Below are 22973 nucleotides of genomic sequence, written 5' to 3' on the forward strand. Positions count from 1 at the left end.
ACTCCAGGTCAAGGGCGATTCAGGATTCGAGTTTGAGGTAGGTCGCCTTTGGGACGTATTCGTAGCGGTCGGGCATGCAGGTGAGGATGATGACCTGACCGTGGTCGCCGGCGCGGCCGAGCAGGGCGCCCATGTCGCGCAAGCGGGCCTTGTCGGACCAGCCGAGCGCGTCGTCGAAGATGACCGGGACGCTGCCTTCGCCTGTACTGACCAAGTGGCTGATCGCCAGCCGGGTGATGATCGCGAGCTGCTCCTGGGCACCCGTCGACAACGCCTCGACGCGCAGGCGAACGCCGTCCAGCTCGCGCTCGGCGACGGCCAGGTCGTCGTCGAGCCAGACCCGGAAGGACGGTCCGTAGACGCTTCGTCCGAGCGCCTCGATGCGGGTCTGCAACGGCTCCGAGTACTTCGTCTGCGCCTCCGCGCGATGCCGGCCGAGGGTTTCGTAGACCCGGCGAGCCGCCTCCGCGCGACGCTTCAGACTCTCGTACTCCGTGCGAATCGCGGCCAGATCGAGCTCAGCCGTGTCGCGCCGAGTGGCCAGCCCGTCGCGCCCCGACTGCTCCAGCCGGCCCTCGGTGGTCCGCAACGAATCCCGCAGTACGTCCCGCTCGCCCTGCAGCCGCGTAGCGACCGCTAGCGCATCAGCCAGCTCCCCGGCGACCCGATCGGCCCCGGCCGCGTCGACCTGCTCCTGTACTGCGGTCAGCTCGTCGAGCACCGCCTCGACCTCACCGGTCGCCTCGACCTCGGCACCCTCGACCTCGTCGTCGGCCAGCAACTGCCGAGCAGCATCGAGGGAGTCGCCGGCAGCGGCCAACCGCTCCCCCGCCAACTCGGCCCGCGCCCGCGCCTGCTGGGCCTCCGATCGATCCTCGTCGGCCGCCTTCCGCGCCTGCGCCGCCGCGAACTCCGCGTCCGCCAGCAACCGCTCGGCCTCGGCCAGGCCGGTCCGCGCGTTCTCCAACCGTCGTTGCGCCACCGCCAGGTCGCCAACGTCCATCGGCTCGGGAATCTCGAGCTCGGCAAAGTCAAAGGCGTTCTCGTCCGGTTCGAACTGCTCGAACAGCGACATCTGCCCCGGCACGCTCTCCACGGCGGCCTGCTTCGCCGGCGGCTCCTCGAGGTCTTCGCCCTCGACATACCCGAGTCGCGAGGTCAGTACCGCGATCCGCTCTGCCGGGTCGCCCCCGGACGTCAACGACCGCTCGGTACGCCGTGCCTCCTGCAACTCCGCCGACGCCAGATCCCCCTTGCGCAGCAACTCCCGCGCAGCCGGCAGATCCTTGACCCGAGCCTTCTTCAGCAGGTCCTTCTCGCGCCGGACGGCCTCGTCCACACCCGCCCGCAGTGTCGCCGCCTCACCACCCGCGCGGACCCTGACCTCCAGCTGACCCGGTACGCCGACCACCAGCTCGCCCGACACGAGCAGCTCGATGGCGCCGTCCTCGCCCAGCGACGCGGGCACCTTCCCGACGCCCGACCCGGCATCCAGCCCGGTCCCCGACAACTCGACGGCCTCGCCACCAAGCCGCCGTACCGACACTTCCGGCACTCCGGCCGCCAATGCCGCGCGAGCCTCGACCACCTTCGCCCGCGAGTCTTCCAGCGCATTGACCACTGCGTCGTCGACGAGGATCGCGTCGAGCACAGCACCCGCCGCGGCGATTCGGGCCCGTACGTCGACCAGCTCGCTCTGCTGACCCAGCAACCGATCGAGCTCGGCCCGGTCCATCAGCGATGAGACGAGCCGCTCCACATCCTGGACCTCGGCGCGCCGCTCGTCCCTGAGCTCGACCACCTCGGCGAGTGCGGCCTCGGCGGCGTGCACCGTTTCGGCGGCCTTGCGGGCGATCTGGTCGGCGTGCTTCCAGCGCTCGGCCAGATCGGCGCCGGCCTTGGTGAACCGCTCGAGATCGACCAGCAGCCGCTCGCGTTCGAGCCGGGTACGGGTGTGGTTCTCCAGCCGGGCGCGGGCGGTCTCGGCGCGGCTCTTGATCGAGTCCCGCCGGAGCAGGATCTCGTCGGTCGCCTTCTTCCGCTCGCGCAGGTCCTCGACCGATTCGAGGTGCTCTTCCAGCCGCCCGGACAGGTCGGCGAGATCGAGGGCGAGCCGCTCGGCGCGACGGATGTCGGCGAGCACCTCGTCCATCGCCTTCAACGCCTGCTCGGCGGCCAGCTCCCCCGCGGCGACATGCTGAGCCGATCTGGCGAAGTCGCCGGTCGCTCGGCCGCCACGGGTCCAGTAGCGCAGGTACTCGTGCTCCACCGCGGTCACCAGCGGCATCGAGGCGCCGTCGACCGGAGTACCGGATTCTGCTGTGACCGCGGTGATCAGCGGCTCTGCGTCAGCCGGCGTCGGCAGGATGAGCGACTGCCCCTGGCCGACCATCAACGTCTGCCACAGCACCGGATCGACGTTCTCGGCGAACAGCCGCTCGGCCTCGTTGTGCGCCTCGCGGCCGGTCCAGGTCTGCCGGCGGCCGTCCTTGTCGACGCTGGCCAGCTCGGTGGAGCGGTTCTTCAGCCAGCGCTTGGTGTAGGTCAGATCGCGCCCGCCCAGCGACAACTCGACGGTCACCTCGGGCGCGACGTCCTGGCCGACCGGCTGGATGTCGCGGATCCGGGTCGACTTGGAGTCGTCCGGGAAGTCGAAGATCAGCGCGAACGCCTCGACCAGGCTCGACTTGCCGACCTCGTTGTCGCCGACGATCACCGTGGTACCGATGCCAGGCAGATCGACGGTACGGTCCTTGACGCCGCGGAAGTTCCGCAGCGTCAGTCGATGCAGCCTCATCCCGCGTCCCGGGCCAGTCTGTGCATCAACGTGAGGGCCGCGCCGGCGCCCTCGTCACCACCGGCCAAGGCCTGACGCAACTCCTCCATCGCGGCGCGCGCGGGCCCGCTCAACTGCAACGCATCCAGGTCGGCCGCGTCGGGAGCCGGCCGGACCGTCCAGAACTTCGCCCATCGCTCGACGCTGGCGAAGACCTCGCCCTGCGCGTCGACCATCGCGTCCAGCCGGCTCAGCAGCGGCAATGGCAACGACCCGTCGGCGGCGAGCCGGACATACGTCCGCTCCTTCTCCGGCAGCTCGGCGAAGAAATCCTCCAGCGCGGTCAGCGACTCCTCGTCGTACAGCTCCGCGTGGTGCTCGACCATGTGCCAGGCGCCGACCCGGATCGGCTCGACCTCGATGGACTTGGCGCCGAGCGTCACCTTGAGCACGTTGCCCGGATGCGTCTCCTCGGGCGCGGTGACCTCCTGTGTCCCGGAGAACCAGATCCGCTCGGTCACCTCGGTCGTCGAGTGCCGGTCACCCAGGCCGACATACTGCAACCGGCCATCGGCGACAGCTGCTTCGAGCGCCACCTGGTCGATCGTCGGTACGTCGGACATGCCGCCGCTGAGGCTGGTCAGTTGCCCATGCGCGAGCAGGATCCGCTTCGTCCCGGCGGGCGCGGGCTTCAGCTCGGCGTACCCGGGAGCGGCCGGGTCCGAGACTGGCCGGCGGGAACGCCAGGGCGCGCCGACGATCTCGACACCCGGGACGATCTCGATCGGCGAACTGCCGGTCACGACGACGACGTGGTCGGGCGCGTGGCCGGACCACTGCGCCGACGACCAGAGCGAGCCCGGCTCGAGCGCGTCGTGGTTGCCCGGCAGCAGCACCACCGGCACCTCGATCCGCTTCAGCGCTTCACAAGCACGCAAGATCGTCTGCCGCTCGACCTGGTTGTGCTCGAACACGTCCCCGGTGACGACCACGAAGGCCGCCCCGGTCTCCTTGGCGACGTCCCCGATCCGCATGACGGCGTCCAGCCGCGCCTGGGCCCACCGAGCCTGACCGTCCGGCCCCAGGAACCGGCGCATCATGCCCAGCTGCCAGTCCGAGCTGTGCAGGAAGGTGATCGAGTCATTCATCGCGCGAGAACGCTAACCCGGCCCGCTCGCCAGCACCCAATCAACACACCCACAACCCACCGACTGCCCGCCATGCGAACACCCAAATCCAGTTGAAGCGGCCGCCGGGGGTCGCGAGGATCACTGGATGGACATCTATCTCGAGAGTCAGCGGCTCGTACTGCGGCGGTTCACCGGGGCTGATGTCGAGTTGCTGGTGGAGTTGGACGCCGATGTCGAGGTGATGCGGTACCTGACCGGGGAGCCGACGCCGCGGGAGGAGGTCGAGCGGAAGGTGTTGCCCGAGATCCTCGCGCGGTACGAGACGCATCCGGGGCTGGGGACGTTCGCGGCGCACGAGAAGTCGAGTGGAGCGTTCGTGGGGTGGTTCGGGTTGCAGCCGACCGGTGAGGCCGGCACGGTCGACGTGGGGTACCGGTTGAATCGCCCGGCGTGGGGTCGGGGGTATGCGACCGAGGGCACCCGCGCGCTGATCGACGAGGCGTTCGGCGGGCTCGGGATGGACCGGGTGGTGGCCGACACGATGGCGGTCAACACGAGGTCCCGGCGGGTGATGGTGAAGTCGGGGCTGCGGTTCGTGCGGGTCTTCCACGTGCACTTCGACGAGCCGCTGCCGGGGACGGAGTACGGCGAGGTCGAGTACGCGATCGACCGGAGTACCTGGGAAGCTGCCTCCCTGAGATGATGCAGTCGTGCCTGACGATCAACGCCCGTACGCCGTACTGGACATCGACGCGACCTTGTCCGACACCAGTCAGCGGATCAAGTTCCTGGACCGGAAACCCAAGGACTGGGACTCGTTCTTCGCGCACGCCAAGGACGACGCCGTCCTGGACGAAGGGTTCACGGTCGCGACGACGCTGGCCGCGGACCACGAGATCGTCTACCTGACCGGGCGGCCCGAGCGGCTGCGGCGGGACACGGTGAAGTGGTTCAAGGACAACGGCTTCCCCGAGGGCAAGCTGCTGATGCGCGGCAACAACGACCGGCGCCCATCGGCGACGATGAAGCTCGCCCGGCTCAGGACGCTCGCGCAGGAACGCCGGGTCGCGGTACTGGTCGATGACGACGTGAAGGTCTGCGCCGCGGCCGAGAAGGCCGGCTACACAGTGATGAGGGCCGACTGGGGACTCGATGCCGAGACCCAGCCGACCCTCTTCGAAGCCCAGGAAACCGAGGGTCGCACCTGACCCCTCGCTTACGTCCGAAGAAGTGGCGAGACGTCATGCACACTTCTTCGGACGTAAGCGTCCTTTACTTGCTCAGGCCGACGATCAGCACGTTCGGGTAGGGCGGGTAGGACGGCAGGTAGAAGTTCTGCACCTTGGAACCGTGCAGGAACGCGTTCCGGGCGTAGATCAGCGGGACGATCGGTGCGTCGGCCATGATCTGCTTGTCCAGCGCACCCCAGGCCGAGGCGGCCTTGGCCTTGTCGCCCTCCGCGGTCGCTGCCTGGATCGCGGCATCCACCGTCGGGTTCGAGTAGCGCGACTGGTTGTACCCGCCGTTGCCGATCTCGGAGGTGCCGAACAGCGGCTGGATGTTGCCGAGCGCGCTCGGGAAGTCCGGCAGCCAGCTCGACACCGTCAGGTCGTAGTCACCCTTGGCGCCGGTGGTCAGGTCGAACAGCGGGTCCGACTCGTACGGCTTGATCGTGACCGTGATGCCGGCCCGCTTCAGGCCCTGCTGGATCGCCTGCGCCACGCTGAGCCCGACGGGAGTGTTGGCGGCGGCGAAGACGAGGTTGAGGTTGGTCACCCCGGCCGCGGTGAGCATCGACTTGGCCTTCTCCGGGTCACCCTGCGGAGCGGTCGGGTACAGGTCGTACTTGCTGTAGCCCTCAATCCCGGGCGTGATCAGCGTGGTCGCGATCTCGCCACCGAACTCCGGCCCGCCCTCGGCGACCTGGACGGCCTGCTTGTCGACGGCGTACTGGATCGCCTTGCGGACCTCGGGGTTCGACAGGCCCGGGCGCTTGTTGTTCAGCGCCAGGTATTCCAGCGCACCCGACGGGGAGGTCGCGACGCGGGCCTTGACGGCCGGGTTGCTGGTCACGGTCGGGATCAGCGCGGCCGGGATCGAGGTACCAGAGGTGGCGGCATTCTTGTCGTCACCGGAGTCGGCGATCAGCCGCTGGTTGACGACGTCGGGCTGGAGGCCCATGTCGAACACGATCGAGTCCGGCAGACCGGTCCGGGCCTCGTCGGTGGACTTGTCCCAGCCCGGGTTGCGCTCCAGTTCGAGCTTCGAGCCCGGGGCGTACGACTTGACCTGGTACGGGCCGCTGGCGGCCGGCTTCTCGCCGTAGTGCGACGGGTCCGTGTCGGCCTTCTTCGGCACCGGCGAGAAGGCCGGCATGCTGACGATCCACGGCCAGTCACCGAACGGCTTGTTCAGCTTGAACACGATGGTGGTCGCATTCGGCGTCTCGATCGACGCGAGTTCCTGGTTCTTGTACGGACCGGTGTACTTGTCACCGCCGATCAGCAGCGACTTGTGGTAGCCGAGGCCGCCGGACAGCTCGGGCGCGAACGACCGCTCGATGCCGTACTTGATGTCGGCGGCAACGATCGGCGAACCGTCGGCGTACTTCAGGTTCGGCTTCAGCTTGTACGTCCAGGTCTTGCCGCCGTCGCTGGCCTGACCGGTGTCGGTCGCCAGGTCCGGTACGACCTCGGTGGCCTTGTCCGGGGAGGTCTTCCACGAGGTGAGACCGCGCATGACCAGGTGCAGCGTGCTGATCCCGAGGTTCTGGCTCTTGGCCGGATCCAGGTTGATCTCCTTGCTGGTGCTGAGCAGGTGGAGGGCGCCACCTTGCTCGGCCGCGGCGCTGCTGCCACTACTCGGAGCAGTCTTGTCATTAGCGTTGCAGGCGGACACGGCCAAAGCCAGTACGGCCGCGGCTGCGAACGCTCGGGTAGTGCGTTTCATGGTGTCCTCTCAGACAAAGGGGGGTTCGAGAGTTCAAGAGGGGTTGGCGGTTCCGGAAAGTAGCAGGCGACCCGATGGGTGCCTCCGGCAACTGGTTCCAGTACCGGCCGAGTGGTCGCACAGACGTCCTCGGCCTTGTAGCACCGGGTCCGGAACGGGCACCCGGACGGCGGGTCGATCGGCGTCGGGACATCGCCGGTCAACACGATCCGGTCCCGGACTGCGCCGGGATCGGGGACTGGTACCGCGGACAGCAGCGCCCGCGTGTATGGATGCGCCGGGGACGAGTACACCTCGGCCGCCGGGCCTTCTTCGACGATCGTGCCGAGGTACATCACCGCGAGCCGGTCGGCCACCTGACGGACGACGGCCAGGTCGTGAGCGACCAGCACGTAGGACAGGCCGAGCTCGTCCTTCAGATCGGCCAGCAGGTTCAGCACCTGCGCCTGGACCGAGACGTCGAGCGCGGAGACCGGCTCGTCGCAGATCAGCAGATCAGGCTTCACGGCAAGGGCTCTCGCGATCCCGATCCGCTGCCGCTGACCACCCGAGAACTCGTGCGGATAGCGCTCGAGATGTTCCGCGGAAAGACCCACCTGGCTGAGCAGCTCGACCAGCTGCGCGCGGCTCGGGCGGATCCCCTGCGCCTTGAACGGAGTGGTGAGGATCGTGCCGACAGACTGCCGCGGGTTGAGCGAGGCCTGCGGGTCCTGGAAGACCATCTGGATCTTCCGGCGGACCGGGCGAAGCCTGCGACCGCGCAACCTGGTGACGTCCTGACCGGCGATCGACACCCGGCCCGCGGTCGGGTCGAGGAGTCGCGTCGAGAGCCTGGCCAGCGTGGACTTGCCCGATCCCGACTCACCGACCAGTCCGACGGTCTCGCCACGGCGGACGATCAGGTCGACGCCGTCGACGGCCTTCACCGACTGCGACTTCTGCCATGGCGCGGTACCGAGCTGGAAGTACTTCTTGACGCCATCGAGGCGGAGCAGTTCGTCCGACCCGGCTGGTTTCGGCTCGGTCATAGCGCGGCCTCCGGTCGGCGGCCGAGATGGCAGGCGGCCTCGTGATAGCCCTCGCCGGGCCTCGGGGTGAGCTCGGGGCGCTCGGTGACGCATCGCTCCCCCACCTGGCTCGCGTATGCACAGCGCGGCTGGAACGCACAGCCGGTCTTGATCGAACCCGGCGACGGCGGGCTGCCGGGGATCGTCGTCAGCCGGTGCCGCGGCGGTACGTCGACCCTCGGCATCGCGCCGAGCAACCCGAGGCTGTAGGGATGGGCCGCGCGGTAGAAGAGGTCCTTCACCGAACCATGCTCGGCCGCGCGACCGGCGTACATGACCAGGACGTCGTCGGCGACCTCCGCGACCACACCGAGGTCGTGCGAGATCAGTACGAGCGCAGTACCGAACTCCTTCTGTACGTCCTCGAGCAGCCGCATGATCTGGGCCTGCACGGTGACGTCGAGCGCTGTCGTCGGCTCATCCGCGATCAGCACCTTGGGATCGTTGATCAGCGCCATCGCGATCACGACGCGCTGCCGCATCCCACCCGAGAACTCGTGCGGGTAGTCCTTGGCCCGGGCCTTGGCCGACGGGATGCCGACCAGATCGAGCATCCGGACGGCCCGCTCGAAAGCTTCTTTCTTGGAGACAGCGTGATGCAGCCGGTACGCCTCGGCGACCTGCCAGCCGACGGAGTAGTACGGGTTGAGCGCGGACAGCGCGTCCTGGAAGACGAGCGCGATGTCGTTGCCGCGGATCTTGCGCAGCTCGTCGTTGGGAAGTCCGACCAGCTCGCGGCCGTCGAGCAGCACCTCCCCCGTGAGGTCGGCGTTGCTGGGCAGCAGACCCATCACCGCTGCCGACGAGACGCTCTTGCCCGAGCCGGACTCGCCGACGATCGCGAGCGTCTTCCCGGCCGCGACCGCGAAGTCGATCCCGGCCACCGCCGGCACCGGGCCGCCCTCGGTCTGGAAGGTGACGTGCAGGTCGTGGACCTCGAGCACAGGATTCTCAGCCACGGGTCACCCTCGGATCCAGTACGCCGTGCAGAAGGTCCACCACCAGATTCGCCAGGATCACCAGGAACGCCGAGAACAGCGTCACGCCGACCACCACCGCCACGTCGAGCTGGCCGACGCCGCTGATCAGCAACTCGCCCAGGCCCTGCATGCTGAACACCTTCTCGGTCAGGATCGCGCCGCCGAGCAGGCCACCGAGATCCAGCCCGAAGATCGTCACGATCGGCACCAGCACGCCGCGGATCCCGTGCACGAAGACCACTCTGCGCTCGCCCGCACCCTTGGCACGGGCGGTGGTGACGTGATCGAGGTTCATCTCTTCCAGCATCTGCGACCGCGAGAGCCTGATGTACGACGCTGCCTGGAGCATCGCCAGGACCAGCCAGGGGGTGACCAGGTGCCAGGCCCAGTCGAGCGGGTTCTCGGTGAACGGCACGTAGCCGTTCACCGGCACCATGTTCAGCCAGAAGCCGAAGACCAGGATCGCCAGCAGCCCGACCAGGAACGACGGCGCGGCGATGCCGAACAGCGCGATCCCGACGGCGATCCGGTCGAACAACTTGCCACGCCGCAGCGCCGCGCCGATGCCGAGCGACACCCCGAAGGGAAGCCAGAGCACCGCCGCGCCGAGCGCGATCGACGCGGTGATCGGGAGCCGGTCGAGGATCAAAGTGGTGACCGGGCGGGCCAGCGGGAACGAGTAGCCGAAGCAGGGTGCGTCGCAGTGCACCGCGGCGCTGCCCTCACCGAAGGTCCGGCCGGCCACGATGCCCTTGAGGAAGTGCAGGTACTGCTGCATGACGGTCTGGTCCAGCTGCATGAAGTGCCGCGCCCGGGCCAGCAGGTCCGGCGTACAGGGTTTGCCGCAGGCGAGCCGGGCCGGATCGGCCGGCAGGGCGTAGAAGATGAGGTAGACGGCCAGACTGAGGGCGAGCAGCACCAGGATGGTGGAGAACAGCCGACGGGTCAGGAACCAGGCGAAGTCGAGCATCAGATCGCCCTCCGCAGCCGGACGTCGAACGCATCCCGGACACCGTCACCGAGCAGGACGAACCCGAGCACGGCGATGAAGAGCATCGCGCCGGGGAAGGCCAGGAACCACGGGTCGGCGCCGGTGTAGACCCAGACGATCGAGTCGGAGATCGACCGGCCGAGGCTCGGTGTCGGCGGCGCCACCCCGACGCCGAGGAACGACAGCGCCGCCTCGGACGTGATCACCGCCGGCAGCGCCATCGTCGCGACGACCAGAATCGGGCCGACCAGGTTCGGCAGCAGCTCGCGGGTGATCACATGCCAGCCACTGCTGCCGACCGAGCGGGCCGCCTCGACGAACTCGCGGGTGACCAGCGACCGGGCCTGGCCGCGGATCAGCCGGGCGAGACCGGCCCAGCCGAACACGCTCAGCACCAGGATCAGCAGCAGCCAGCGCGGGAACCCGCTCGGCACGATGATGCCCAGCGCGATCATGAAGACCAGGCTCGGGAACCCGAAGAGGAAGTCGAGCAGCCGGGAAACGACCGCGTCGTACCAGCCGCCGAAGTACGCGGCGCTGATGCCGACCAGGGTGCCGAGCACCGTGGTGATGACGGTGACGACCACGGCGATGAACAGCGACGTCCGCAGGCCGAGGGCGACGATCGAGAACAGGTCACGACCGGTCAGCGGTTCGACCCCGAACCAGTGGTCGGCGCTGAGCCCGCCGACCGCGCCGCGCGGGGCGTTGCCGCGCGCCGGATCGAGCAGCCCGATGTTGTAGGTGTACGCATCCTGTCCGGCCAGTTTGACCAGCAGTGGCGCCGCGGCCGCGACCACCACCAGACCGAGCACAAGCAAGGCTCCCAGCCGTGCACTCCGGTCCCGTCGCAGGCGGCGAAGCGCCTGACGGGTCGGCGAGACGGCCGCGGCGACCGACGAACTCACTAGCGCTCCTGACAACGATGGACTGAACCCAAGCCGAATGACGGTAGGCCAGAGTCTCCCACCGACACGTCACATCTTGAATGATGAGAATGTCAGTCCACGCACAAGGGTTTCGTCAAGCGCTTCGACCCCCTCCGTGACCAGCTCGTTGCACGCCGCCACCAGAACCACCGTCTACCGCCACACGGCGACCGCCCTCGGCGAAGTACTCGCTGAGGGCGGTTGAGTGGACGGCTTAGTCCTCGTCGATGAGTTGCCGGCTACTCCTCGTCGATGAGTTGCCAGCGGCGGCGTGGGAGGAGGCGGAGGAAGAGGTAGGCGGCGGCAGCGCCCACGAGGAAGCCGGGGATGGACCAGCGCCAGCCGAGCAGCGGCTTCTGTTCGGCCTTCAGGACGGTGGCGGTCGGGGTGTCGTCCACCGCGGCGACTTCGGCCGGGGTCTGCGGGGCTTGCGGGAGGGCGGTCGGGCCGCCGAAGGTGCCGCCGTCGGCACTGTCCGCGTTGAGGAGGCCGAGCGAATCAAGCAGCTTGATCAGCTGAGCGCCGTCCTTGGCCCGGTGCCAGACCGGGTCGTAGGGCAGGGCGCCCCCGCTCGCGTTCTCCGTGGTCGCGATCCATGGGCCGCCGGGTGCGTCCGGGTAGATCATGTCGAGGCGCCACGGCGTCATGTCGTGGATCATCCAGGTCGCCCGGACGTAGCGGCCATTGGCGCGTTCCGTCTTCTCGGCCGGGCTCCCCGGCGCTGGCGTCGTGTCGAGCAGCTCTTGCAACTCGCCGTAGATCTTGTCGTCGTAGCCGGTGGCAACGACCTTGCCGGCGCTCGGCACACTCAGCAGCACGCTGGTGGGGCCACCGGCGTGAGCCGGCAACGCACCGACCCCGAGGATGCCCAGGACGATCAGCGGGAGGGTACGGCGGATCCAGCGCTTCATGACGGTCTCCTGTTGTTCGACTGCCCTGGATACACCGCTACCCGCCGGCTGGTTCCCCGCGTCACCGGGCCAGCTCGACAGCGCGGTCCTTGTCCAGCACACCCTCGAGGCGGTACGTCATTTCGTCCGACACCCACACCAGTGTCGGCCCGGCCACCCTGACTGTCTGCTCGACACCGTCCTTCTTCAGGAGTACGAGCTCGTGCGGCGTGCTGAACCAGTAGCCGCCAATGGACGGCACGTACTCCAGCTGTTTGTAGTACTTCTTGAAGTACATCGGCTCCGGCTCCGCTTGAAACTGCTCCAGCCGTACTACGCCGCTCGGCGTCTCCCAGCTCACCGCGACGAACCCGGCCGATGCTTCGACATTGGTCGGTGTGCCCAGCGCAGCAGGAGTCACTGGAGTGAACCCGGCCACCTTCGATGCCTCAGCCAAAGTCAGGCGACCAGGCACCGCGGGAGGTCCTGGTGCGCTCGTCGGACCGCTGGGGACGCGTACCGCCTCCACTCCCCCGATGTTGAGCCACTCGGCCACAGCAGCCCGCACTGGCGGCGCAACAAGGGCACCTGCGAGCAGGACGGCCAGCAGCGCCAGTAGGGAGCGCCAGCGGCGACGGACGGCCTCGCCGAAGGTACGGCGTACCGGGCGCTCGGCGACTCGCTCGAGCACTGCGGTGGCGAGGTCGTCTGCCACGGGAGGCACCACGGCGCTACGGCCGAGCGCACGGAGCTCGTCTTCCAATGAGGTCATCGCTGCACCTCCTTGTCCGGTAGTTGCGTCCGTAGTCGCCCCAGAGCCCGGTGCAGCCGCGACTTCACGGTGCCCCGCGGCCAACCCAGCACAGTGGCCGTCTCCTGCTCATCCAGCTCCAGCAGATAGCGGCACGTCACCACCAGCCGGTACTGGTCAGGCAGACCTCGTACTGCGGCCAGCAGCTCGCCTCGACGTTCAGCAGACAGCGCGTGGTCGGCCGGATCGAGCACATCATCCGGCAGTACGGCCAACTCCTCCCGCCGGACCCGCCGCCCTCGCGACCGCTGCAGATTGCGAGTCTCATTGGCCACGATCCGCAACAACCATGGTCGAAACGCCGCCCCGTCCCTGAACGACCCCAACGCCCGAAACGCCTTCACGAACGACTCCTGCACCACATCGTCCGCGTCAGCGCCGGCCCCCAGGAACACCGCGGTCCGCTTGGCCACCGAGGCATGCAGAACCACCAACTCGCCGTACGCGGCAGTCTCCCCACCGCGCACCCGAGCCAGAATCTCCGCCTCACCCAACCCGCCGATCCCAACCTCCCATCAACCAGCTACGGCCCTACTACACCCCCACAGCCTGATCGGTTCCACTTCTTCCCACGCGCCTCCTCCGTCGGCCGCTCCCGCCCACCCCAGATCGCAGCTCCTCAGTGGTGGCCAGCGCGCAGTCGCCCGGATCGCCTCTGTACACAACGACAGGCAGTAGTGCCCGCCTTGGGCCCGTCGACTGTCAACTGCCGCCTGAGCCGGGGTCGTTCAGGCGACTACTTCCTGTCGTTGTGTACGGGATCGAGGCCTCAAGCCGATCAGCAACCCAGCCGAGGAGCCAGGCAGATCGTCACGACGGTCGAGCGAGGAAAGCCGACTTGGCGTCGGGTGAGAAGCCGCAGGCTTGGTAGAAGGCAAGCGTCGAGGGTCGGCGGGAGCCCGTCAGCAGCATCGCCTTGTAGCAACCCGCGTCCCACGCAGCCGCCAGCGTCCCCGTCATCACCTGCTGGCCCAGCCCGGTGCCGCGCAGCGACTCTTCCACCACGACGTTCTCGATCACCGCGTAGGGCGAAGCCGACCGCGTGAGGTTGGGAATCACATTCAGGTAGGTGGTGGCGACGACTCGTCCCTCCACCTCGAGCACGAAGATGTGCAGTCCGCGCGAGTCCAGTATCTGCTCGAAGGCCGCCTTGAGGACCTTGTCCGCCAGCACGGGATCGCCGGGGTGCAGTTGCTGGTAGAGGCGCTGCACGCTCTCGAAATCCCCAGTCCGAGCTTCACGAAACATGCAGCGGAGCCTAACCCGCGCGCCTTACTGGCGAGGCTTGACTCGTTTGGTGGGAGGAGCTGTCAACGGGTCCTCCGGCCAGGGGTGGCGGGGGTAGCGGGCTCGTAGGTCGGCGCGCACTTGGGGGTAGCCCTGGGACCAGAACGATGCGAGGTCGCTGGTGATCGCGACCGGGCGTCTTGCGGGTGAGAGCAGATGCAGTACCACCGGGACGCGGCCGTCCGCGACCACCGGGGTCGTCGTCCAGCCGAAGACCTCCTGCAGCTTGACCGCGAGGACGGGCGGCTCGGTACCGTCGTACGCGAGCCGTACCTGGGATCCGGATGGCACCTGGATCCGTTCCGGCGCGAGTTCTCCGAACCGGGTGGCGGCGGGCCACGGCAGCAGCCGCCGGAGCGCGGAGGCAATGTCGAGCCGGGCGAGATCGCCCGAGCCACGCACCGAGGTGAGTTCTGGGCCGAGCCAGTCGTCGAGGCCCGCCAGCAGCGCCGCATCGTCGACCGCGGGCCACGGAGCTCCGAGATGGGCGTGGCAGAAGGCGAGCCGCTCGCGCAACGCGACGGCGGCCTCGGACCAGCGCAGTACGCCGAGACCGCTGCGGCGCAGACCATCGCGGACGGCCGCTTGGACGAGCAGGGGGTCGGGCTTCGCCAGCGGTACGTCGGTGAGCACGATCGCACCGAACGCCTCCACCCGACGGGTCACGATCCGGCCGTCGTCCCAGCGGATCTGGTCGGTGGACGAGGCGAGGTCACCGGCGACCTCGCGCGCTGTCGCCTCGTCGATCGGCGCCGCGGACCGGATCCGGGCATCGGCCCGGCCCGGTGCCCGGTCGGCCACCGCGATCGCCAGCCAGCGCGTGGTCCGCAGCGGCGACTGTGGGTCCAGCGCAGCGCCGGTACCACCCGACATCTGGTACGTCGCGGACCCGGCCTCACGAGCCAGGGCGATCCGGTCCGGATACGCCAGGCCAACCACGATCCCAACCGCCAGATCATCCGGTACGACCCCCGCCGCGCCTCCTGCTGACAGACCGGCCGCCGGGTGGCCGGCCGCCGATCGCGGCGCGGCTCCCCCCGCGTGGTCCGCCCTCGATCGGGATGCGGGTCCCGCGGGTTCCGAGCCGCGGCTGAGGCGCTTCGTCTCCTCTCGCCAGCGGGCCGTGGCCGCCCGGTCGACGCCGCGCCGAAGCGATCGCCAGCGGGCCGGCAGATCGTCGCCGAAGTCGCGGCCGGAGTCCTCCGAGAGCATCGCGACGATCTCGCGGGCCCGGTCGGCTCCGACCCGGGAGGTACCGTCCAGCAGCGCGCGAGCCAGCCGCGGGTGCGCGCCGATAGCCGCCATCCGGCGTCCCCGAGAAGTGATCCGGCCGCCGTCGTCGATGGCGTCCAGGCGACGCAGCAGCTCGGTCGCCGCGCTCATCGCCACCACCGGCGGCGCCTCCAGCAAGCTCAGACCATCGCCACCGGGCGCACCCCACGCGGCTAGATCCAGCGCGAAGGCGGCCAGATCGGCAGTGGCGATCTCGGGAGCGGCATGATCGTCGAGATGCGCGTGATCGGTCGCGGACCAGCACCGGTAGACCCGACCAGGCGCCTCCCGCCCAGCCCGACCGGCCCGCTGATCGGCCGACGACTTCGACACCCGGCAGGTGACCAGCGCGCCTAGTCCGCGGGACTGGTCGGTACGGGGTTCGCGGGCAAGACCCGAATCGACGACGACCCGAACCCCCGGCACTGTCAGAGAACTCTCCGCAACCGACGTCGTGACCACGATCCGTCGGCCTGTGCCTGGCGCCAGCGCACGATCCTGCTCGGCCCGGGACTGCCGGCCGAACAGCGGCAAGACGTTCTGCCCGCCCAACCGGCGCGTCACCCCGTTGATCTCGGCCTCCCCCGGCACGAACACGAGGATGTCACCGTCATTCTCGGCCAACGCCCGCTGGACGACCGCGGCAACGTGATCCAGCAATCGTGGGTCGACCCGCCCGCCAGGAAGCAGCGGCACTGGGACCGGTGGCGGCGCCCACTCGATCTCCACGCCGAACAGCGCGGCCGACGCGGTGACCACCGGCGCCGGCTGGTCGTCGCCGGCACCCAGTGCCCGGCTCAGCGTGAGCGTTTCCGCGGTGGCCGACGTCGCAACGATCGCGAGATCCTCGCGCAGGTTCGCGCGGATGTCGATACTGAGCGCCAGCAGCAGATCGGCATCAAGATGCCGCTCGTGGCATTCGTCGATCACGACCGCGGCGACGCCGGGGAGCTCCGGGTTCTGCTGCAACCGCCGGACCAGAAGCCCTGTCGTCACCACCTCCACCCGGAGGTCCTTTCCGCCACTGCGTTCACCACGCATCGCGTACCCGATACGCCGCCCGAGGGGTTCGCCGACCAGCATCGCCAGCCGGGCCGCGGCGGCGCGGGTCGCCATCCTGCGGGGTTCGGCGACGACGATCGTCCCGCCGAGGGCGTCAGCCAGCGCGAGCGGCAGGAGCGACGTCTTCCCCGATCCGGGCGGCGCGACCAGGACCGCGGTGCCGTGCCGCCGGACCGCGTCGACAGTGGCGGGCAGGACGGCACGGACAGGCAGGTCGGCCCCAGGCACGGACGGATCAGGCAACAACACAGAGCCGACGCTAACCGACTGCCCCTGCCCGACTGCCACTGTGCGGGCCTGACACAGATATCTCGTGAGCGTCGCACCGGCGATGTCATAGGGTCGGGGTCGTGTCTGAAGTCGATGCTTCTTTCCTCGCCCTTCCCCGTCATGAGCTCGCCAGCGCTGCATTGCAGCGGGCCAAGGATCTGGGAGCCACGTTTGCCGAGTTCCGGCTGGAACGGATTCGGTCCGAGTCGATCACGCTGCGGGACGGTGTGCTCGAGAATGCCCGGGACGACGAGGATCTCGGGCTCGCTGTCCGGGTGATCCACGACGGGACCTGGGGGTTCGCCGCCGGGGTCGCGCTGACGACCGACGAGGCCGTGGGGGTGGCCGAGCAGGCCGTGAACATGGCTCAGGTGTCCCGGCCGATCAACTCCGAGCCGATCGAGCTCGCGGACGAGCCCGTGTACGACGACGTCAGCTGGGTCTCGTCGTACGAGATCGACCCGCTCGGCCTGCCGCGCGCGGAGAAGGTCGCGCTGCTGACCGACTACAGCAACCGGCTGCTCCAGGATCCCGGTGTCACGCACGTGACCGCGCGGGTCGCGTCGGTCAACGAGTGCAAGTACTACGCGAACTCCGAAGGCACCTCGACCACCCAGCAGCGGGTCCGGATCGGCCCGAAGATCGTAGCGACCGCGGTAGACCCCGAGACCGGTCGCTTCGACACCATGGCCGGCTGCGCGCCGCCAGCCGGTCGCGGCTGGGAGTACATGACCGGTACCGGCTGGAACTGGGACGAGGAGCTTGCCCAGATCCCCGGCTGGCTGGCCGAGAAGATGAGCGCCCCGGGCGTCGAGGCCGGCAGCTACGACCTGGTGATCGACCCGACCAACCTGTGGCTCACCATCCACGAGTCGATCGGCCACGCGACCGAGCTGGACCGCGCCCTCGGCTACGAGGCCAACTACGCCGGTACGAGCTTCGCCACCCTCGACAAGCTGGGCACCCTCGAGTACGGCTCCCCGGTCATGCATGTCACCGGCGACCGTACGGCGGAGCACGGCTTGTCCACCGTCGGGTACGACGACGAGGGCGTGGCCGGCCAGCAGTGGGACCTGGTCAAGGACGGCATCCTGGTCGGGTACCAGGTCGACCGCCGGATGGCCAAGGTCAATCAGGACGTACTCGGCACCGAACGCTCCAACGGTTGCGCGTACGCCGACTCCTCCGGGCACATCCCGATCCAGCGGATGGCCAACGTCTCGCTGCAGCCCGCCGTCGACGGCCCCTCGACCGAGGAGCTGATCAGCCGGGTGAAGAACGGCATCTACATCGTCGGCGACAAGTCGTGGTCGATCGACATGCAGCGGTACAACTTCCAGTTCACCGGCCAGCGGTTCTACAAGATCACCGACGGCAAGCTGGACGGGCAGCTGCGCGACGTCGCCTACCAGGCCACGACGACCGAGTTCTGGGGCTCGATGGAGGCAGTGGGCGGCCCCGAGACCTATGTGCTCGGCGGCGCTCTCAACTGCGGCAAGGCCCAGCCTGCCCAGTCCGGGGCCGTCACCCACGGCTGCCCGTCAGCGCTGTTCCGCGGCGTTCGCATCCTCAACACCACGCAGGAGGCCGGCCGGTGACGACCGCTATTCAGCTCAGCCCGCAGGACACCATCGAGCGCGGCCTCGACCTGGCAGCGGCCGCAGGGGCGTCCGGGTGCGTAGTACTGGTCGCTGAGACCTCCAGTGCCAACCTGCGCTGGGCCAACAACACTCTGACCACCAATGGCGCCATGCGCGGCTCCAGAGTCACCGTGATCGCCACTGTCGATGCAGGCGAGGGCACGGCGGCCGGCGTGGTCGGCCGCTCCTCCATAACCGACGTCAGCCTGCACGAGCTCGTTGAGGCTGCCGTAGCGGCAGCACGCAGCTCCACCCCAGCAGAAGACGCCCGGCCGCTAGTGGACGGCACTGTCGGCGAGGGCTGGTCCGAGGAGCCAGACGAGACGTCCGTCAACGTGTACGCCGATTTCGCCCCCGCACTCGGCGAGACGCTCACCCGAGCGGGCAAGGAGAGCCGCTGGCTCTACGGCTTCGCCGACCATGAGGTCGTCACCCTGTACGTCGGGTCATCGACCGGACTGCGGTTGCGGCATAGCCTGCCCAGGGGCTACGTCTCAGCGACTGGCAAGTCGGGCGACCTGAGCCAGTCCGCCTGGGCAGGCGCGGCCACTCGCGACTTCAGCGACATCGACCCGCTCGCGCTCGACGCCGAGCTCACTCGCCGGCTCGGCTGGGCCAGCCGGACAGTCTCGGTGGAAGCCGGCCGGCACCCGACCATCCTGCCGCCCGCTGCCGTCGGCGACGTCATGACGCACCTGTTCTGGGATCTCGAAGGCCGCGACGCCTACGAGGGCCGCACGGTCTTCTCGAAGCCCGCAGGCGGTACCAGGATCGGCGACGTCCTGTCCCCGCACCCCGTCAACCTGCGCTCCGACCCGGGACTGACCGGGCTGGAGACCTTCCCGTTCGCGGTGGCGTTCTCGTCCGGCGGCTCGGCCAGCGTCTTCGACAACGGCCTGACCCTCGGCGCGACCGACTGGATCCGCGGCGGCAAGCTGGAGAACCTGATGCAGAGCCGCTTCAGCGCCGACCTGACCGGCGCTCCTGCGGTGACACCGACGATCGAGAACTACGCCCTCTCGGTCGATGGCGCGACCGGTACGACGGACGACCTGGTGGCCGGCCTCGATCACGGCCTCCTGCTCACCTGCCTGTGGTACATCCGGGTCGTCGACCCACAGACGCTGCTGCTGACCGGCCTGACCCGCGACGGCGTCTACCTGGTCGAGAACGGCGAGGTGACCGGTGCCGTGAACAACTTCCGTTTCAACGAGAGCCCCGTCGACCTGCTCTCCCGCTTCACGGCGGCCGGCGCGACAGTCCCGTCGTTCTCCCGCGAGTGGGGCGACGACTTCTCCCGTACCGCGACCCCGCCGCTGCTGGTGCCCGACTTCAACATGTCCAGCGTCAGCCAGGCCTCCTGACCAACACGAAGGCCCGGCACCCCGTAGTACAGGGGTGCCGGGCCTTTGCGTTGGATCAGGCCTGCGGGCCCTGGGGGGCCGGCGGGTAACCCGGGTAGCCCGGCTCCTGCGGGAAGCCGCCTGCTCCACGCTCAGCAGCCTTCGGGTCCGGACCGTACTCGTTGTCGCCCGGGTTGCCTTCCTGGACGTAGAACACCAGGAGGACGATCCAGCCGACGACGATGGCGAGGATCAGGAACAGCCAGTACGCCGACCGGCCGGTGTCGTGCAACCGGCGGGCGGCGACCGCGAGCGACGGAATCAGGATGGCGAGGCTGAAGATCGAGCCCAGCAGTCCGCCGCCGTTGCCGGAGTCCGTACCGATGATCCGGTCCAGGATGTTCACGATGATGCTGATGATCCAGGAGAAGAGAACGAACATCCAGAACTCTTTGCGCCGCGCCCGGCCGCTGAATGTCGCGTACTGCTTGATGACGTCGGTGAACCAGTGCATGAGCTGAACTCCGTAGCTTGAAGGTAAGACGCTGGCCGAGCCTGTCGGAACCCATCGGGTTCGTCAATGCAACTATTCGCATTAGTGACCACACCGCAACACGGCACGCCGTACTTCGAGCCGACTTCAGGTTGCCGGAGCCGGTTTCGCCTGGGTCACGCGCCACAGCCGGTGGCCGTTCTCCTCATAGGCATCGGCGCCGCCGAGCTCCCAGCGCTCGGCCAGTTCGTGCACCAGGTCGAGGTCGAAGAACCGGCCGGCGAATCCGTCCTTTGCATACAGGCCGTCGCCGATCTCGGTGCATTTCCCGAAGCGGCTGTCATCGGTCGACCACACGGTGTACACGAAAAGCCCGCCAGGGCGCAGTACCCGGCGGATCTCGTTGACCAGTGTGCGCAGTTCGGTCCGCGAGAAAGCCATGTTCAGCAGGACATTCGCATACACCGCGCCGACCGTCGCGTCGGCCGGTGGCAACGGGTCGCGGACGTCGTGCAACGCCGCGGTGACCCGATCGTCCAGCCCTTCGCGCTGCGCTCCCAGCCGGAGCCGGTCGAGCGCCGACTCGCTGAAGTCGGTGGCGTGCACGCTGAATCCCTGCCTGGCAAGGTAGAAAGCGTCCCGGCCCTGCCCGGCGCCCAGCTCCAGCACGTCATCGATGCCTGCGGCACCGAACAGCTTCGCCGTCCAGCGGGCCGCCGCCGAAGGATCCGTGCCGTGCAGGCTCGGATGCTGTTCATAAGCCGTCTGCCATCGCTCTTGCTGAGCCCTTGCGAGCTCCACATACCCAGTCTTCATCTTGCTCCCCGTGTTCGCCTCGCCGATCTGTTCGAACCGGCAGACCCGCAGCAGCCTACGCGACGAATTGAGTAGACGTACTCAAGCGTCCACCCGTTCCGCCTGGCGATAGTGAGGTTGACCGTCGAGGAGGACGCCAGATGAACGCCCACCCCACCGCATTCCAATGCCCCGTCTGCCACACCCAACTCCACCTGGACGTCCATCTGGCCACGCCTCCGCCACTGCAGGCGCCCGCACCCCAGACCGCACCCCAGACCGCGCCTCCGCCGCGCGTCCTCCCCCCGATGACGATTCCCAGGCCCGCAGCGCCGGCACAGCCCATGCCCCCGCTTCCGCCGAGGCCGCAGAAGGCTCGCCGGCCGCGCAGGCGGTTGAGCCCGCAGGCAACGCTTCTCAGCCTCGGTGTCCTTCTCCTGCTCGCCGCCGGCGTCACCTTCCTCGCCGTCACGTGGGACAGCCTGTCCGTCTCCGTCCAGGCGTCGATCATCGCCACCCTCGCCGCGCTCGCCCTGGCCGGCTCGGTCCCCGCCGCGCGCCACAGGCTCACCGGTACCGCCGAGGCCCTCGCCATCCTCGGCACCGGCCTGCTCACCGTCGACCTGTACGGCGCCCGCGCGCTCGGCCTGATCTCCCCCGAGACCGTCGACGGCCTCACCTACTTCGGCCTGGCCGCAGCATTGGTTGCCGCGATCAACCTCTTGATGTCCCGCATCGCGCCCACCGTGGTCACGTACGGTGTCGCCGCCGTCATCATCGGCCAGTTCCCGCTGCCCTTCCTCCTGGCCGACCACCTCGACCTGGCACCCTTCCTGCTCAGCCTGCTCGCCCAGGTCGCGATCACCCTGTACTGGTCGGCGCTGGGCACCAAGATCGTCCGCGTCACCGGCGCCATCTGCTCCGCCGTCGTCTTCTGGGCCCTGATGATCACCGGCTGCGTTCGCGTCTGCCTGAGCCTGGTCGCACACCACTCGCCTGGCATCCGCCCAGATCTCCAAGACCTCTTCGACGGCTCCGCGACAGCGCTCTCTCCCGTCCTCGCCACCACCGGCGCCACCTGCTTCGCCGCACTCGTCGGCGTCTTCCTCCTCCGCAAGATCGCGCTCCCCCGAGCTCTCCCGCCCGCCCTCGGCGAATCCGCCTGTACGGCGGCTGCCGCGCTCGCGCTGGCGCTGTGTCTCCCGCAAATCCCCACCGCCGGCCGGTGGCTGGACACCGGCCTCGCCACCGCTCTCGCGTTGACGGTTCTCCTGGTGGCCAAGCGGACCGGCGTACCGGCTGCTGTGTTGTCGACCGCGACCGCAGTTGTTGCCTCAGTCAACCTTTTGCTCTACTTCAGCCTCACCGACCTCGTGCAGCTCGGCCTGATGTCCGCGATCGTGGCGGCGCTGGCGCTCGTCGCCGTCTGGCGCAAGCGGCTGCGGCCGCCGGCCGCCGCGATCACCGCAAGCTTCGCGGCCCAACTCGCGATCGTGCTGGTCACCTATGACGGGCTCTTCGACCTGTGGACCGGCGCGATCACGCTAGCCGTGACCGGTGCCCTTTCGATCGCCGCTGCCTGCCTGGTCACCGAGCTGCCCAGCGACGGGCCGCTGGGCAGCTCGCCACTCGAACGCGCTCTCTTGTGGCCCGCGCTCAGCGCGATCACCATCGCCGAGCTGATTGCCATCCTCGACTCCAGCGCGACGCTCACCGGCATCGTGCTCACCGTCGCCGCGGCCCCCTTGGTTGCCTACGGCATGCGACCCGCGCGCCGCCAAGCGCTGCTGCTGGCCGGCCTCCTGCTCATCTTCGCCAACACCGCCTTCGTCCTCGGCGCGGGCGCCACCACCGTCGAGTGGTTCACGGTGCCACCCGCCGTCGTAATGCTCGCCATCGGCCTCTACGGCTGGCGCAACCAGCCCAGCTGGACCTACCTCGGCCCCGGCCTGCTCCTCGGCCTGGTCCCCTCAGCACTAATTGCCAACAGCAACTACGACTACCTCCGCACCACCTTCGTAGTGGCCGCCGCCCTGGCGATCATCCTGATCGGCACCCGCCAGTCCCTCCAGGCGCCCTTCGTCATCGGCGCCACCGTCCTCCTCAAGATCGCCCTCTGGCAATTCCTGGAGGTAGCCCCGCTGATCCCTCGCTGGATCACCCTCGCCACCGCAGGCCTGGTCCTCCTCACCGTCGGCGCCACCTACGAACGCCGCCTGCAAAACGCCAAACAAGCCGCCCGCTGGCTGACCGCCCTGCGCTGAACCATTGCTGCGACCGACGGTCGC

The 22973-nt window shown here is 68.8% G+C and carries 19 protein-coding genes; 5 read left to right on the forward strand and 14 right to left on the reverse strand.

Translation table 11 applies throughout. The features are described 5' to 3' along the window. Positions 1–19: 19 nt before the first annotated feature. Positions 20–2797, reverse strand: a complete 2778-nt coding sequence (locus G3I17_RS14560) for an AAA family ATPase (protein WP_164596548.1) — start codon at positions 2795–2797, stop codon at positions 20–22. Then, entirely contained in the window at positions 2794–3924 is a 1131-nt protein-coding gene (locus G3I17_RS14565) for a metallophosphoesterase (RefSeq protein ID WP_164596549.1), read from the reverse strand. Before G3I17_RS14565 ends, G3I17_RS14560 begins: the two co-directional genes overlap by 4 nt. A gap of 127 nt (positions 3925–4051) precedes the next feature. Between G3I17_RS14565 and G3I17_RS14570 the strand changes: the two genes are divergently transcribed. Together G3I17_RS14570 and G3I17_RS14575 are read left to right on the forward strand one after the other, a co-directional pair. Beyond that, positions 4052–4609, forward strand: coding sequence for a GNAT family N-acetyltransferase (locus G3I17_RS14570; RefSeq protein ID WP_164596550.1), 558 nt, complete (start codon positions 4052–4054; stop codon positions 4607–4609). A gap of 7 nt (positions 4610–4616) precedes the next feature. Then, positions 4617–5114, forward strand: coding sequence for an HAD family acid phosphatase (locus G3I17_RS14575; protein ID WP_164596551.1), 498 nt, complete (start codon positions 4617–4619; stop codon positions 5112–5114). A gap of 64 nt (positions 5115–5178) precedes the next feature. Here the strand turns inward: G3I17_RS14575 and G3I17_RS14580 are convergent, their stop codons facing one another. From G3I17_RS14580 to hrpB, 10 genes are all read right to left on the reverse strand, one after another. Then, positions 5179–6855, reverse strand: a complete 1677-nt coding sequence (locus G3I17_RS14580) for an ABC transporter substrate-binding protein (protein ID WP_164596552.1) — start codon at positions 6853–6855, stop codon at positions 5179–5181. Next, on the reverse strand, positions 6852–7883 hold the full coding sequence (locus G3I17_RS14585; RefSeq protein WP_164596553.1) for an ABC transporter ATP-binding protein: 1032 nt from the start codon (positions 7881–7883) through the stop codon (positions 6852–6854). The genes G3I17_RS14580 and G3I17_RS14585 overlap by 4 nt, the downstream gene beginning before the upstream one ends. Then, positions 7880–8881, reverse strand: coding sequence for an ABC transporter ATP-binding protein (locus tag G3I17_RS14590; RefSeq protein WP_164596554.1), 1002 nt, complete (start codon positions 8879–8881; stop codon positions 7880–7882). Before G3I17_RS14590 ends, G3I17_RS14585 begins: the two co-directional genes overlap by 4 nt. After that, positions 8874–9872, reverse strand: a complete 999-nt coding sequence (locus G3I17_RS14595; RefSeq protein ID WP_164596555.1) for an ABC transporter permease — start codon at positions 9870–9872, stop codon at positions 8874–8876. Before G3I17_RS14595 ends, G3I17_RS14590 begins: the two co-directional genes overlap by 8 nt. Further along, entirely contained in the window at positions 9872–10801 is a 930-nt protein-coding gene (locus tag G3I17_RS14600; RefSeq protein ID WP_164596556.1) for an ABC transporter permease, read from the reverse strand. Before G3I17_RS14600 ends, G3I17_RS14595 begins: the two co-directional genes overlap by 1 nt. Positions 10802–11061: 260 nt before the next feature. Then, the gene (locus tag G3I17_RS14605; protein WP_164596557.1) at positions 11062–11733 is read right to left on the reverse strand and encodes a hypothetical protein; all 672 of its coding nucleotides are present in this window, start codon (positions 11731–11733) and stop codon (positions 11062–11064) included. A 61-nt stretch (positions 11734–11794) separates the two neighbouring features. Then, positions 11795–12484: a hypothetical protein gene (locus tag G3I17_RS14610; protein WP_164596558.1), complete on the reverse strand. Its 690-nt coding sequence runs from the start codon at positions 12482–12484 to the stop codon at positions 11795–11797. Beyond that, positions 12481–13002, reverse strand: coding sequence for a sigma-70 family RNA polymerase sigma factor (locus G3I17_RS14615; RefSeq protein WP_164596712.1), 522 nt, complete (start codon positions 13000–13002; stop codon positions 12481–12483). The genes G3I17_RS14610 and G3I17_RS14615 overlap by 4 nt, the downstream gene beginning before the upstream one ends. A 331-nt stretch (positions 13003–13333) precedes the next feature. Then, the gene (locus G3I17_RS14620; RefSeq protein ID WP_164596559.1) at positions 13334–13771 is read right to left on the reverse strand and encodes a GNAT family N-acetyltransferase; all 438 of its coding nucleotides are present in this window, start codon (positions 13769–13771) and stop codon (positions 13334–13336) included. A gap of 24 nt (positions 13772–13795) precedes the next feature. Further along, positions 13796–16393, reverse strand: a complete 2598-nt coding sequence (gene hrpB / locus G3I17_RS14625; protein WP_343238307.1) for an ATP-dependent helicase HrpB — start codon at positions 16391–16393, stop codon at positions 13796–13798. Positions 16394–16494: 101 nt separating this feature from the next. Between hrpB and G3I17_RS14630 the strand changes: the two genes are divergently transcribed. After that, on the forward strand, positions 16495–18012 hold the full coding sequence (locus G3I17_RS14630; protein WP_164596560.1) for a TldD/PmbA family protein: 1518 nt from the start codon (positions 16495–16497) through the stop codon (positions 18010–18012). Continuing rightward, complete coding sequence (locus G3I17_RS14635; RefSeq protein WP_164596561.1) at positions 18009–19418, forward strand: metallopeptidase TldD-related protein; 1410 nt, start codon at positions 18009–18011, stop codon at positions 19416–19418. Before G3I17_RS14630 ends, G3I17_RS14635 begins: the two co-directional genes overlap by 4 nt. Positions 19419–19473: 55 nt before the next feature. Here the strand turns inward: G3I17_RS14635 and G3I17_RS14640 are convergent, their stop codons facing one another. Together G3I17_RS14640 and G3I17_RS14645 are read right to left on the reverse strand one after the other, a co-directional pair. Beyond that, positions 19474–19911, reverse strand: coding sequence for a DUF805 domain-containing protein (locus G3I17_RS14640; protein ID WP_164596562.1), 438 nt, complete (start codon positions 19909–19911; stop codon positions 19474–19476). Positions 19912–20037: 126 nt separating this feature from the next. Next, positions 20038–20706: a class I SAM-dependent methyltransferase gene (locus G3I17_RS14645; RefSeq protein WP_203590196.1), complete on the reverse strand. Its 669-nt coding sequence runs from the start codon at positions 20704–20706 to the stop codon at positions 20038–20040. 323 nt (positions 20707–21029) lie between these two features. Between G3I17_RS14645 and G3I17_RS14650 the strand changes: the two genes are divergently transcribed. After that, positions 21030–22949, forward strand: coding sequence for a hypothetical protein (locus tag G3I17_RS14650; RefSeq protein ID WP_203590197.1), 1920 nt, complete (start codon positions 21030–21032; stop codon positions 22947–22949). Positions 22950–22973: the final 24 nt, after the last annotated feature.

Origin of the sequence: Streptomyces sp. SID13031 (assembly GCF_010548305.1) — a bacterium.
Taxonomy (GTDB): Bacteria; Actinomycetota; Actinomycetes; order Propionibacteriales; family Kribbellaceae; genus Kribbella.